This is a genomic window from Streptomyces lienomycini, assembly GCF_027947595.1.
Classification (GTDB): Bacteria; Actinomycetota; Actinomycetes; order Streptomycetales; family Streptomycetaceae; genus Streptomyces; species Streptomyces lienomycini.
Genome location: NZ_CP116257.1, coordinates 1003298 through 1017051 on the forward strand (window position 1 = coordinate 1003298; position 13754 = coordinate 1017051).

Genomic DNA, 13754 nt, shown 5'->3' on the forward strand with positions numbered 1-13754 from the left:
TCGCCGGACGTATTCCCGGTCGTACGCACACGAGCCTGTCCCCGTCGGTGGTACGCACGCCGGTCGTACGCAAAGCCGTGGTCTGGGTGGATCGGCGGGACGCAGGCAGGGTGGAAGCGTCACCCAGTCACGTCAAGAGAAACCCGGAGAACCCGGCATGACCACTGTCGCCGCGTACGCAGCACCCGCCGCCAAGGCGCCGCTGGAGCGCACCACCATCGAGCGGCGCGAGGTGCGTGAACACGACGTCCTGATCGACATCAAGTTCGCCGGCATCTGCCACTCCGACATCCACCAGGTCCGCGAGGGCTGGGGCGAGGCCATCTTCCCGATGGTCCCCGGGCACGAGATCGCGGGCATCGTCTCCGAGGTCGGCCCCGGCGTCACCAGGTTCGCCGTCGGCGACCGGGTGGGCGTCGGCTGCATGGTCGACTCCTGCCGCGAGTGCGAGAACTGCAAGGCGGGCCGGGAGCAGTACTGCACCAACGGCAACGTGATGACCTACAACGGCGTCGGCAAGGACGGCGAGGTCACCTACGGCGGCTACTCCGAGAAGGTCGTCGTCGACGAGAACTTCGTCCTCGGCATCCCCGAGGGCATCGCCCTCGACGAGGCCGCGCCCCTGCTGTGCGCCGGCATCACCACGTACTCCCCGCTCAAGCGCTGGAACGCGGGTCCCGGCAAGAAGGTCGCCGTCGTCGGCCTGGGCGGCCTCGGCCACATGGCCGTCAAGCTCGCGCACGCCCTGGGCGCCGAGGTGACCGTGCTGTCGCAGTCCCTGCGCAAGAAGGACGACGGTCTGAAGCTGGGCGCCGACCACTACTACGCCACCAGCGACCCGGCCACCTTCGAGGAGCTGGCGGGCAGCTTCGACCTGATCGTCTCCACGGTCTCGGCCCCGCTCGACTTCGCCGCCTACCTCGGCCTGCTGAAGACGGAGGGCGCCCTGGCCAACGTCGGTGCCCCCGAGGAGCCGGTCTCCCTCAACCTCTTCGCGCTGCTCGGCGGCGGCAAGTCCCTCTCCGGCTCCATGATCGGCGGCATAGCCGAGACCCAGGAGATGCTGGACTTCTGCGCGGAGCACGGCATCGGCGCCGAGATCGAGCTGATCGCCGCGTCCGAGGTCAACGAGGCGTACGAGCGGGTGCTCGCGAGTGACGTGCGGTACCGGTTCGTGATCGACACCGCGACGATCTGATCCCTCCGGGAAGAGTCCGGGCAAGATGTTCCGGATTCTTCCCTCCTTCCTGTCACACAGCCGCCCCGCCCCGGGTCATACCGCCACGACACACACGACGGACGCCCGGGCGGGGCGGACCCACATCGGCTCCCACCCCGCCCCCGGACGCCCCAGACCCCGGGAGCAGCAGCCATGACGCACCCCTCCACCCCGCCGGCGTCCGAAGCTGCCGGTGCGCATTCCCGGGAAAGCAGGTCGCGCGTACCGTTCTGGCGAGAACCTCACCCTGGAAGACGCGCTCGTCGGCAAGCTGACGTGGGCCGAATTCCTGGCGCAGAGCATGACCGTATGAGTTCTTCCGGTATTTCTGGCCGAAAGTCGCCGTAGCCGAAGAATATGCGCATGACAACAATTGCAAAGCGGACCAAAACCTTCGCCCCCACCTCCGCAAAGGGTACTGAAATACCGTTTCTGCAGTGAATTTCGGCGAGATGCTGAAAGCGGCATACAGCGTGCCCGCCGAAACGGATCGGGCATTGCTCCGTCGCGTTCGCAAGGAGATGGCAACGTGGTGCGAAGCAGGGCGAAGGCCGCGGCCGACGCCGCGGACCGGCTGCTGAAGGCCGGTCAGCTGCTGCGGAAGTCCCCGACCACCCTCGATCTGAGGGCCGTGTACCGCACGGACCAGAAAGTGAATGACAGTCCTTATCGAGAGCGGTGGGCGCATGACAAAGTCGTGCGCTCCACGCACGGCGTCAACTGCACGGGTTCCTGCTCGTGGAAGGTGTACGTCAAGGACGGTCTGATCACCTGGGAGACCCAGCAGACGGATTATCCGAGCGTCGGCCCCGACCGGCCCGAGTACGAGCCGCGCGGCTGTCCGCGCGGCGCTTCCTTTTCCTGGTACACCTACTCGCCCACCCGCGTTCGCCATCCGTTGGCCCGCGGTGTCCTCGTGGAAATGTACCGGGACGCCAAACGCCGGCACGGTGGCGACCCCGTGGCCGCCTGGGCCGAGCTGACCTCCGACCCCGACAAGCGGCGCCGCTACCAGCGCGCCCGCGGGCACGGCGGCTTCGTCCGCGTCGACTGGGACGAGGCGCTGGAGATCGCCGCCGCCGCCCAGGTGCACACCATCGCCGAGTACGGACCCGACCGCGTCGCCGGGTTCTCGCCCATCCCCGCCATGTCCATGGCCTCGCACGCGGTCGGCGCCCGCTACCACTCCCTCATCGGCGCCCCGATGATCTCCTTCTACGACTGGTACGCCGACCTGCCGATCGCCTCCCCGCAGGTCTTCGGCGACCAGACCGACGTACCGGAGTCGGGCGACTGGTGGGACGCGGCCTACCTGATGCTGTGGGGCTCCAACGTCCCCGTCACCCGCACCCCCGACGCCCACTGGATGGCGGAGGCCCGCTACCGGGGCCAGAAGGTCGTCGTCGTCTCGCCGGACTACGCGGACGCCACCAAGTTCGCCGACGAGTGGCTGCACCCGCACCCGGGTACCGACGGGGCGCTCGCCATGGCGATGGGGCACGTGCTGCTCACCGAGTTCTTCGTGCGCCGGCAGGTCCCGTACTTCACCGACTACGTCAAGCGCTTCACCGACCTGCCCTTCCTCGTCGCCCTCGACGAGCACCCGGAGGGCCGGTGGACGCCCGGCAAGTTCGTCACCGCCGCCGACCTCGGGCTCGGCCGGCACGCCGACGCCGGGGCGCGGGCCTGGATGCCGGTGCTGATCGACGCCGACACCGACGACGTGGTCGTACCGAACGGCACCCTCGGCGACCGGTGGGGCAAGGGCGGCGAGGGGCGCTGGAACCTCGACCTGGGCGGGGTCGATCCGCTGCTCAGTCTGCACGGCCACACGGGCGGCCGCGGTGACAACGGTGTCGAGGTGCTGCTGCCCCGCTTCGACGAACCGGGCGCCACCGTCGCGCGCGGCGTACCGGCCCGGGAGATCGGCGGCCGGCTCGTCACCACCGTCTACGACCTGCTGCTCGCCCAGTACGCCGTCGCCCGCCCCGGCCTCGCCGGTCGGTGGCCGACGGGCTACGACGACACGGACGAGCCCTGCACCCCCGCCTGGCAGGAGCGCATCACCTCCGTCCCGGCCGCCGCCGCGATCCGTGCCGCCCGGGAGTTCGCGCGCACCGCCGAACAGACCCGCGGCCGCTGCATGATCGTCATGGGCGCCGGGACCAACCACTGGTTCCACTCCGACACCATCTACCGCTCCTTCCTCTCCCTGCTCATCCTCACCGGCTGCCAGGGCGTCAACGGCGGCGGCTGGGCGCACTACGTCGGCCAGGAGAAGGTCCGCCCCTACACCGGCTGGCAGCAACTCTCCACGGCCGCCGACTGGGTGCGGCCCTCCCGTCAGATGGCGGGCACCCCGTACTGGTACCTGCACAGCGGCCAGTGGCGTCACGAGGCCCACTCCGCCGACGCCCTCGCCTCGCCCACGGCCCCGGGCACCCTCGCCGGGCTGCACACCGCCGACCTGGTCGCCCAGTCCGCGCGGCTCGGCTGGATGCCGTCGTACCCGACCTTCGACGCCAACCCGCTCGACCTCGGCCGCCGCGCCCGCGAGAGCGGCCAGGAACCGGCCGACTGGATCGCGGACCGGATCGGCTCCGGCGACCTGGACTTCGCCTGCGAGGACCCCGACGCGCCCCGCAACTGGCCCCGCGTCCTGACCGTGTGGCGGGCCAACCTCATCGGCTCCTCCGCCAAGGGCAACGAGTACTTCCTGCGCCACCTGCTCGGCGCCCGGGACGGCGCCACCAGCGACGAGACGCCGCCCGAGCACCGGCCGCGCTCCGTGGCCTGGCGCGACGACGAAACCCCGCAGGGCAAGCTCGACCTGCTGCTGAGCCTCGACTTCCGGATGACCTCCACGACGCTCTTCTCCGACGTCGTGCTGCCCGCCGCCACCTGGTACGAGAAGCACGACCTGTCCTCCACGGACATGCACCCCTTCGTGCACGCCTTCAGCCCCGCGATCAACCCGCCGTGGCAGGCCCGCACCGACTTCGAGATCTTCCACTCCCTCGCCCGCCGCCTGAGCGAACTCGCCGCCGGCCGCCTCGACACGGCGTACGACCTGGTCGCCACCGCCCTCCAGCACGACACCCCCGGCGAGACGGCCCAGCCCGGCGGCCGGGTCGTCGACTGGCGCGACGGACGCACCCCCGTCGAGCCGGGCCGCAACGCCCCGAACGTCACCCTCGTCGAACGGGACTACACGGCCGTCGCCGACCGGCTCGCCGCCTTCGGGCCGCTGGCCGAGGAGCACGGCATGACCGTCAAGGGCGTCACCGTCAACCCGCACGAGGAGTCCCGGTGGCTCGCCGCGCGCTGCGGCACCGCCCCCGCCGGGCCGGCTCACGGGCGTCCGCTGCTGGACACCGACGTCAAGTTCTGCGAGGCGATCCTCGCCCTGTCCGGCACCACCAACGGCCGCCTCGCCGCCGAGGGCTTCGACCGCCTCGCCGACCGCGTCGGCCCCGGTGCCGGACTCGCGGAGCTGGCCGCGTCGGTGGGGGAGCGGCGCGTGGTCTTCTCCGACACCCAGGAGCGGCCCGTGCAGGTCGGGGCCAGTTTCGAGTGGTCCGGCAAGGAGGCACCCGACCGGCGCTACTCGCCCTTCACCGTCAACACCGAGCACAAGAAGCCCTGGCACACCCTCACCGGCCGCCAGCACTTCTACGTCGACCACGACTGGATGGCCGAGCTGGGCGAACAACTCCCCGTCTACCGGCCGCCGCTGAACCTCGCCGAGCTGGGCGACGCCCCGACGGCGACGGGCGACGGGCGGGCGGTGACCGTCCGCTACCTCACCCCGCACGCCAAGTGGTCCATCCACAGCGAGTACCAGGAGAACCTGCTGATGCAGACCCTGGCCCGCGGCGGCCCCGTCATCTGGATGAGCCCCGCCGACGCCGACGCGATCGGCGCCGCCGACAACGACTGGGTGGAGGCCGTCAACGCCCACGGCGTCGTCGTCGCCCGCGCGATCGTCTCGCACCGCATCCCGGACGGCACGGTGCTCATGTACCACGTGCAGGAACGCCTGGTGAACGTCCCCAAGTCGGAGGCGAACGGCCGCCGCGGCGGCGTCCACAACTCCCTCACCAAGCTGCTCGTCAAGCCCACCCACCTCATCGGCGGCTACGGCCAGCTCTCCTTCGCCCCCAACTACTACGGCCCGACCGGCAACCAGCGCGACGCCGTCACCACCATCCGGCGCCGCTCCCAGGAGGTCACGTACTGATGCGCGTCATGGCACAGGTGGCGATGGTCATGAACCTCGACAAGTGCATCGGCTGCCACACCTGCTCGGTCACCTGCAAGCAGACCTGGACCAACCGCACCGGCACCGAGTACGTCTGGTTCAACAACGTCGAGACCCGCCCCGGCCAGGGCTACCCCCGAGGCCACGAGGACCAGGACAAGTGGAAGGGCGGCTGGCGGCTCAAGGGCGGGCGCCTCGTCCCGCGCAGCGGCGGCCGGGCCCGGCGCCTGGCCCGCCTCTTCGCCAACCCGGAACTCCCCACCCTGGACGACTACTACCAGCCCTGGACCTACGACTACGAGAACCTCACCACCGCCCCCCTCGGCGACGACATCCCCACCGCCCCGCCCCGCTCCCGGATCGACGGCCGCCCCACCGAGATCACCTGGGGCCCCAACTGGGACGACGACCTCGGCGGCGGCCCCGACCAGCTCGCCGCCGACCCGCTGCTCGCCCGGATGAGCGAGAAGGTCCGCCTCGACTACGAGCGGGCGTTCATGTTCTACCTGCCCCGCATCTGCGAGCACTGCCTCAACCCGTCCTGCGTCGCCGTCTGCCCCTCCGGCGCCCTGTACAAGCGCGTCGAGGACGGCATCGTCCTGGTCGACCAGGACCGCTGCCGGGGCTGGCGGATGTGCGTCAGCGGCTGCCCGTACAAGAAGGTCTACTTCAACCACTCCACCGGCAAGGCCGAGAAGTGCACCTTCTGCTACCCGCGCATCGAGGCCGGCGACCCCACCGTCTGCTCCGAGACCTGCGTCGGCCGGCTGCGCTACCTCGGCGTCATGCTCTACGACGCGGACAAGGTCGGCGCCGCCGCCTCCGTCACCGACGAGAAGGACTTGTACGAGGCCCAGCTCGGCTGCTTCCTCGACCCCGACGACCCCGAGGTGGCCCGCGCGGCCGAGGCGTCCGGCATCCCGCACGACTGGGTCGAGGCCGCGCGCCGCTCCCCGGTACGCGCACTGATCACCCGGTACCGCGTCGCGCTCCCGCTGCACCCGGAGTACCGGACGATGCCGATGGTCTGGTACGTCCCGCCGCTCTCCCCCGTCGTCGACGCCCTCACCGGCACCGGACACGACGGGGAGGACCCGGCCGCGCTGTTCGGCGCGATCGACACGCTGCGCATCCCCCTCGGCTACCTCGCCGAACTCTTCACCGCGGGCGACCCCGGCCCCGTCGAGGCCGCCCTGTGCCGGCTGGCCGCGATGCGCTCCCACATGCGGCGCGTCAACCTCGGCGAGGAACAGGACCCGCGGATCGCCGAGGCGGTCGGACTGGACGAGGCGGGTGTCCTGGAGCTGTACCGGCTGCTCGCCCTCGCCAAGTACGACGAGCGGTACGTCATCCCGACCACCTACACCGGCGCCGTCCCCGACCCCGGCGGGACGGGCGGCGGCTGCAGCCTGGACGGCGAGGGCGGGCCCGGCATGATGCCGGGGGGCGAGGGCGCGGGCTTCGACCCGGACACCTTCCACGCGCCCCCCACCGCACCCCCCGCCGCGGGCGCCTCCACGGCCCTGCGCGGCCGGGTCAACCTCCTGAACTGGAACGGGAAGGGACGCCCCAACGGCCTCTTCCCCCGGGCCCGCGGCGCCGCGCGGACGGAGCCCGAGCTGTGAGCCGTACCGCGCACACCGCCACCGCCCCGGTCGTCTTCCAGGCCGCGGCACTGCTGCTGGGCTACCCCGACCAGGACTGGCCCCGCCGCCCGCGCACCGTCCGCGAGACGGTCGCCGGACTGCCCGGCGGCGAGATCCGGCTCCTGCTCTCCTTCTGCGCCGAGGCCGAGCGGGAAGACCCCCTGACCCTCGCCGCCCGCTACGTCGCCACCTTCGACCGCAGCCGCCGCCGCTGCCTCTACCTCACCTACTACACCGACGGCGACACCCGCCGCCGGGGCGCCGCCCTGGCCCGCATCAAGTCCGAGTACCGCACCCACGGCTGGCTGCCCCCGGACGACGAACTGCCGGACTTCCTGCCGCTGATGCTGGAGTTCGCCGCCCGCGTCCCCGAGGCCGGCACCGCCCTGCTGACCGACTACCGCGCGGCGATCGAGGTCCTGCGTTACGCGCTCGAAGCCCACCGCAGTCCCCACGCCCACCTCCTCCAGGCCGTCTGCCGGTGCCTGCCGGGCCAGGCACCGGCCAGCCGCGAGGAGGCGCTGCGCCTGACCCGTACCGGCCCGCCGACCGAGGCGGTGGGCCTGGAACCCCTGGCCCCCTTCCCCGCCCGGCCCCGGTCGGACGACCAAGGAGCACGCCGATGAAGCACCTGCACACCGCCCTGTGGGGTGTCCTGCCCTACCTGACCCTGGTGGTGCTGGTGGCGGGCACGGCCTGGCGCTACCACTACGACCGGTTCGGCTTCACCACCCGCTCCAGCCAGCTGCACGAGAGCCGGCTGCTGCGCGTCGGCGGCCCGCTCTTCCACTACGGCCTGCTGTTCGTGATCGCGGGCCATGTCGCCGGACTCCTGGTCCCCGAGTGGCTGACCGACCGCCTCCACGTCAGCGAGCGCCTCTACCACGCCAACGCCCTCCTCGCGGGCGGCACGGCGGGCCTGGCGACCCTGGCGGGCCTCGCCCTTCTCCTGTACCGGCGGCTGCGCACCCCCGCGATCCGGGCCGCGACCAGCCGCAGCGACCGCGTCGTCTACCCGGTGCTGGTCACGGTCGTCCTCGCCGGACTGACGGCGACCGTGTCCGGCGCGACCGCCGCGTCGACGTACGACTACCGTCTCGGCGTCTCCGTCTGGTTCCGCAGCCTGTTCACGCTGGCCCCCGACGTGACCGCCATGGCCGAGGCCCCCCTGGTCTACCGCCTGCACGCACTCCTCGCCATGGCCCTCTTCGCCCTCTGGCCCTTCACCCGCCTCATCCACGCCTTCACGGCACCGCTGGGGTACGTGGTGCGGCCGTACGTCGTCTACCGCCACCGGGGGCGCGGCGAGGTGGGGGCGGGCCGGCCGGGGGGCTGACCGCTCAGCGGGCCGCGTGGTGACGGCGGCGGCGCAGTGCCGGGTCGAGCAGCGCGGGCGTGGCGTCGAACTTCTCGTGCGCGGCCAGGTCGGTGCCGGGAGCCACGATCGCGTCGATCGCGTCGAGGACGTCGTCCGGGAGGACGGTGTCGGCGGCGGCGAGCTGGGAGTGGAGGTGGTCCAGGGTGCGGGGTCCGACGAGCGCGGCGGTGACGGCCGGGTGCGCGGTGACGAAGCCGAGCGCCAGCTGGATCAGGGTCAGCCCGGCCTCGTCGGCGACCGCGGCGAGCTTCTCGACGGCGTCCAGCCGGGTCCGGTTGGCGGGCACGGTGGTGTCGAAGCGTTCGGGCATGAACGCCGACCGGTGCGTGGCGACGTCCCGCCCCGCGCGCACCGCCCCCGACAGCCAGCCCGAGGCCAGCGGGCTCCACGCCAGCACGCCGAGCCCGTACTGCTCGGTCACGGGCAGTACGTGGCTCTCGATGCCGCGCTGGAGGATGGAGTAGCTGGGCTGCTCGGTGACGTACCGGCCCAGCCGGTGCTCGCGGGCGGCCCACTGGGCCTCGACGACGCGGTACGCGGGGAAGGTCGAGGATCCGAAGTACCGGATCTTCCCCGCGCGCTGCAGGTCGGTGAGCGCGGACAGCGTCTCCTCGTCGCTCGTCCGCGGGTCCCAGCGGTGGATCTGGTAGAGGTCGACGTGGTCGACGCCGAGGCGGCGCAGGCTGTTGTCCAGCTCGGTGACCAGCCAGCGGCGCGAGGAGCCCTGGTGGTTGGGCTCGTCGCTCATCGGCATGTTGGCCTTCGTGGCCAGCACGATGTCGTCCCGGCGCCCGGCGATGGCCTTGCCGACCATCTCCTCCGACTCGCCGCCGCTGTACATGTCGGCGGTGTCGATGAGGTTGATCCCGGCCTCCAGGGCCGCGTCGACGATGGCGGTGGCCTCGTCCTGGGTGGTGCGCCCGATGCTGCCGAAGTTCATGGCGCCGAGCGCGAGCGAGCTGACCTGCACACCGGTGCGGCCCAAGGTGCGGTACTGCATGACGATTCCTCCACTGCCACAAGTGTGGCGAGGTATGACTTGGTGGCGGACCCGGCGCTCTGGCATCATGAGAAGACCAAGCGGAACGCCGTCCCGTTTACTCGCCCAACGATACGGAACGGTGTCCCGTTTATCAACCGGTGAAGGGAACGGCGCGGTGAAGGACGGCGAAGCGACGACGGACGGCGAAGCGACGACGGAGCAGGCGGCCTCCCGGCCCAAGCGCGCGGACGCCCGGCGCAACGAGAAGAACCTGCTCGACGCGGCCGCCGCGGTGTTCGTCAGGTCGGGCGTGGAGGCACCCGTACGCGACATCGCGGCCGAGGCCGGCGTCGGCACGGCCACGATCTACCGCCACTTCCCCACCCGCGCGGACCTCATCATCGGCGTCTACCGGCACCAGGTGGAGGCCTGCGCCGAGGCCGGCCCCGCCCTGCTGGCGAGCAGCCCGACGCCGTACGCCGCACTCGCGAGCTGGGTCGACCTGTTCGTCGACTTCCTCGTCACCAAGCACGGCCTCGCCGCGGTCCTCCAGGCCGACAACGCGGGCTTCGAGACCCTCCACGCGTACTTCCTCGACCGCCTGGTCCCCGTCTGCACCGACCTCCTCACCGCCGCGACCGCCTCCGGCGAGATCCACACCGACGTACCGGCGCTCGCCCTCATGCGCGGCGTCGGCAACCTCTGCATCGGCGCGGAGACCCCCGACCCGCGCTACGACGCCCGGCAGCTGGTGGGGGTGCTGATCGCGGGCTTGCGGCGCCGCGACTGACGGGGCGGGACGCCCCGGCCGGCCGCGTACGGCGGGCCGGCCCGCACCCGGCCCGGCATGATCGCCGGCGTTGACCCCGCACCGGCCCCGCGCGCACAATCCGGTGGCCGACGACGTTCGCCGGCCGACAGGGGGACCATGGACCAGGACTGCCGCCCGCGAGAGACTCTCACCGCGATCGCCCACAACCCGGCGGCACCGGCCGAGGTCCTGATCAGGCTGCTGAGCACGGAAGCCGCCGCGGCCTGGAGCATCGTCGCCTGGCGTGCCCTGCCGGACCAGGTGATCGACGCCGTCCTCGCACACCCCGACCGCAGGGTGCGGGCCGCGTTCACGGCGAACGTCGCGGTGGCGGCGGAACAACGCGCCAGGCTGGTGGACGACCCCGACGCGCGCGTCCGCCGGGAACTGGCCGAGGGACCGGACTGGTTCCGGGTCCCCGCGCCACCCCTGCCCCGGTCCGTCCAGCGTCGCCTGCTCGCCGATCCGGACCCCCTGGTCCGCGAGAGCGCGGCCTTCTGCCGTCACACGGACCCCGACCTGGTCGCCGGACTCGCCGGTCATCCGGAAGCCGGCCTTCGGCGAGCGGCCTGCGGCCAGTGGTCCCTGCTCTCCGAGGACGCCCGGCACCGACTGCTCCAGGACGCCGACGACGGAGTCCGCAAGGCGGCGATGACGAGGGCCTGCCGCGACGACGCGCACTGGACGGACCTCCTCCTCGACACCGGGTCGGGTTCCTTCGACCGGCACCAGGTGATCCGCCGCGGTGCGATGACGACCACGACCGCCGAACGCCTCGCGACCAGCGGTGAAGAGGCCGACCGGCGCGAACTGGCGGCGAACCTCGCCGTCCCCGTCGACATCGTCCGAACCCTGACGGACGACGAGGCGCACAGCGTCCGGCTGGCGGTGTCGGTACGGCCGGAGCTGACGGAGAGCGAACGCCGCGCCGTCGACGTCACCATCAAGCCGTCCGACCGCCTCCAGCCCGTCGAGTGGGTCCGCCTCTGCGACGACCCGGACGTCCTGCGGCAGTGCGCCAAGTCGGCCAACAGCCTGCTACGGCGCAGCGCCGCCCTCAGCCCGCACCTCCCCGCCGACGCCGTCGCCCTCCTCGCCGAGGACGACGACTACGCCGTGCGGCTCCTGCTGTGCGAGAACCAGCCGGCCGTCGACGGCGAAGTGGTGCTGCAGACGTACCTGGACTGCGAGGTCATCACCAAGGGCGCGCTGCTGCGCCACCCGAACTTCCCGAGCGCGGGCAACGGTGAGCGCTTCGCCGACGACCCCCGTCCGGAGAGGCGAGTGCTGGTGGGGCTCGACCCCGAAGCGCCCGTGGACATCGTGACCCGCCTGCTCGCCGACTCCGACGGGCGCGTACGTGCCATGGCGGCCGCGCACCCCGCGCTGCCGGTCGCGCTCATCCTGCGCAGCTGCGAGGACCCGGGACTCTCCTCCCGCGCGCTGACCAACGCGAGCCTGCCCGTGGAAGCCATGCACCGGTACCTGGACGCGGTGGGCGTACCCCGCTGAGCCGTACCGCCGCGGTGGTTCGTCCGCAGCAGCGGTACGTCATCCGCGGGTAACGACGGCTTGACTCCCCTCACGCCTCGCTCAAAGACCTCCGGTACCGCTCTCCTGAGCTTCGAGGAGTTCGTCGCCGTGTTCGACCGCCCAGCGCCCCAGCGCCGTCATCGGGCCCTCGACCAGGCTCCGGCCGAGACGGGTCAGCGTGTAGTCGACGCGAGGGGGAGCCTCGGCGTGTGCCTGGCGCGCGACCAACCCGCCGGTGAGCAGACGGTGCAGGGAGTCGGTCAGCACCTTGTCGCTGATGCCGCCGATCGCGGCACGCAGCTCGCGGCGCCGACGGGGCCCCACGCGAAGTGCCGCGAGCACCACGGGGTCCCAGGTGTGGGCGAAGAGATCGGTGGCGGCGCGCAGACGGCAGTCGGCGACCAACTCGTAGCAGTGGACGTCGTGATCGGTCATCTCGCAGCCCATCCTCGCGTGTCCGTCACGCACCGGTCGGTGCGTAACGCCTTCCCTAGCGTGGCCTTCCGACCGACCGCACGGGAGAGGGAGAGACGGATGCGCATCGGAATCCTGGGCACGGGGACGCTGGCGGCGGCCCTGGGCGAGGGCTGGACACGGGCAGGGCACACGGTGGTGATCGGCGGGCGGTCGCAGACCCGGGCGAGGGAACTCGCCGAGCGGCTGGGCCGCGGAACACGCGCCGCGACGCCGCGCGAGACGGCCGCCGGACGCGACGCGGTGCTGCTCGCCGTCTCCTTCGACGGCGTCGAGGACATGCTGGCATCGGCCGGCGCGTCCGACGGCGCGCTCGCGGGCACGCCGTTGATCGACCCCACGAACGCCACCCTGCACGGCGTCGGCACGCTGCTCACCGGGGACGGGGAGTCGATGGCGGGACGGATCGCCCGCCTCGCTCCGGGAGCCCGGGTCGTGAAGGCGTTCCACCTCTTCCCCGCGGCCCGGTGGACCGACCCGCACGGCGAACCCCGGGCGACGGTGGCGATGTGCGGCGACGACCCGGCAGCGCTGGACGTCGTCGGGTCGCTGGTCCGTGACGTGGGTGCCGCCCCGGCGGTTCTCGGCGGGCTCGACCGCGTCCGCCAACTGGAAGAAGTCGCCGGCTTCGTCATCGCACTGGCCTTCGCGGGCACCGACCCCAACTCCGCGATCCCCCGGGTGGCGCCGTGACCCGGGGCGGGGGAGACGGGTCCGGTCGGCACTCCGCCTCAGTCGGGCCTCGGGCCGTGCGGACAGTTGTCGCCGTTCCCGCGTGTCCACAGCGACAGGTCGCTGCTCGTCGCCACGGCAAGCGTCTGCCCTGAAGGCGAGAACCCGCCTGCGCGGAACGTGGAGTAGTCCGCGTGGAAGATGTGCCACCACGTCTCTGCGTGCGGACCGGCGTGGGGGAGCCCACCGTCGCGGGACAGCAGGACGCGGTCGTTCGGCCAGGCCGGGGCGACCACCTCCAGGGTCCAGCCGTCCCCGGTGGTGGTGTGCAGCCCGCCGCCGAAGAGCCCCGCGATGCGTACGCGGACCCCGGCGACCGGCCCCAGCCCGGGGCAGGACAGGTCGGCGACCGCGTCGGGCGTGCTGTCCTCGGGGTCGGGGTCGCGGTCCCTGGCGATCTTCTCCCCGGTGACGGCGTCGAAGAGGCCGTGGCCGTCGTGCGAGACGACCATGACCAGGTCATGGCCGTTTTGAGGGTGGGTGGCGAAGCCGATACCGAGGAGCCCGCCGACCGGGACCCCGTACGCGTACGCGAACACGGGCCGCCAGGGCGCAGGCGCGGGGACGACGGGGGCAGCGAGCAATCGGTCACGCAGTGCCCGCTGGTAGGCGGAGATCTCCGGTTCTGCCGGTTCACCGGCGACTTGCTTCAAGGCTGGGCCTTTCGGAATCGTTGAGGAGCCCGGTGTGTTGGACACAGGGTGGAGACGGAGGCCGG

Annotated in this window: 11 protein-coding genes; 8 read left to right on the plus strand and 3 right to left on the minus strand. The window is 72.2% G+C overall.

The window, feature by feature from the left end:
• Positions 1-157: 157 nt before the first annotated feature.
• The 5 genes from BJ961_RS04820 (at position 158) to narI (ending at position 8462) form a co-directional block, all read left to right on the plus strand.
• The gene (locus tag BJ961_RS04820; protein ID WP_271320057.1) at positions 158-1198 is read left to right on the plus strand and encodes an NAD(P)-dependent alcohol dehydrogenase; all 1041 of its coding nucleotides are present in this window, start codon (positions 158-160) and stop codon (positions 1196-1198) included.
• A gap of 550 nt (positions 1199-1748) precedes the next feature.
• Positions 1749-5459: a nitrate reductase subunit alpha gene (locus BJ961_RS04830; protein WP_271320058.1), complete on the plus strand. Its 3711-nt coding sequence runs from the start codon at positions 1749-1751 to the stop codon at positions 5457-5459.
• Positions 5459-7105: a nitrate reductase subunit beta gene (gene narH / locus BJ961_RS04835; protein WP_271320059.1), complete on the plus strand. Its 1647-nt coding sequence runs from the start codon at positions 5459-5461 to the stop codon at positions 7103-7105. The genes BJ961_RS04830 and narH overlap by 1 nt, the downstream gene beginning before the upstream one ends.
• The gene (gene narJ / locus BJ961_RS04840; protein WP_271320060.1) at positions 7102-7752 is read left to right on the plus strand and encodes a nitrate reductase molybdenum cofactor assembly chaperone; all 651 of its coding nucleotides are present in this window, start codon (positions 7102-7104) and stop codon (positions 7750-7752) included. Before narH ends, narJ begins: the two co-directional genes overlap by 4 nt.
• The gene (narI, locus tag BJ961_RS04845) at positions 7749-8462 is read left to right on the plus strand and encodes a respiratory nitrate reductase subunit gamma (protein WP_271320061.1); all 714 of its coding nucleotides are present in this window, start codon (positions 7749-7751) and stop codon (positions 8460-8462) included. Before narJ ends, narI begins: the two co-directional genes overlap by 4 nt.
• 4 nt (positions 8463-8466) lie before the next feature.
• Here narI and BJ961_RS04850 read toward each other — a convergent pair whose 3' ends face one another.
• Positions 8467-9504, minus strand: a complete 1038-nt coding sequence (locus BJ961_RS04850) for an aldo/keto reductase (RefSeq protein WP_271320062.1) — start codon at positions 9502-9504, stop codon at positions 8467-8469.
• Positions 9505-9661: 157 nt separating this feature from the next.
• Here BJ961_RS04850 and BJ961_RS04855 point away from each other — a divergent pair, with 157 nt between their 5' ends.
• Positions 9662-10276: a TetR/AcrR family transcriptional regulator gene (locus BJ961_RS04855; protein ID WP_443054608.1), complete on the plus strand. Its 615-nt coding sequence runs from the start codon at positions 9662-9664 to the stop codon at positions 10274-10276.
• Positions 10277-10414: 138 nt separating this feature from the next.
• Positions 10415-11809: a hypothetical protein gene (locus tag BJ961_RS04860; RefSeq protein ID WP_271320064.1), complete on the plus strand. Its 1395-nt coding sequence runs from the start codon at positions 10415-10417 to the stop codon at positions 11807-11809.
• An 81-nt stretch (positions 11810-11890) separates the two neighbouring features.
• Here BJ961_RS04860 and BJ961_RS04865 read toward each other — a convergent pair whose 3' ends face one another.
• Complete coding sequence (locus tag BJ961_RS04865) at positions 11891-12265, minus strand: winged helix-turn-helix transcriptional regulator (RefSeq protein WP_271320065.1); 375 nt, start codon at positions 12263-12265, stop codon at positions 11891-11893.
• Between the two features lie 99 nt (positions 12266-12364).
• Between BJ961_RS04865 and BJ961_RS04870 the strand changes: the two genes are divergently transcribed.
• Positions 12365-12997: an NADPH-dependent F420 reductase gene (locus BJ961_RS04870; protein WP_381157793.1), complete on the plus strand. Its 633-nt coding sequence runs from the start codon at positions 12365-12367 to the stop codon at positions 12995-12997.
• A 38-nt stretch (positions 12998-13035) separates the two neighbouring features.
• On the opposite strand, the gene BJ961_RS04875 is transcribed toward BJ961_RS04870, so the two are convergent.
• Positions 13036-13689: a hypothetical protein gene (locus BJ961_RS04875; RefSeq protein ID WP_271320067.1), complete on the minus strand. Its 654-nt coding sequence runs from the start codon at positions 13687-13689 to the stop codon at positions 13036-13038.
• Between the last annotated feature and the right edge of the window lie 65 nt (positions 13690-13754).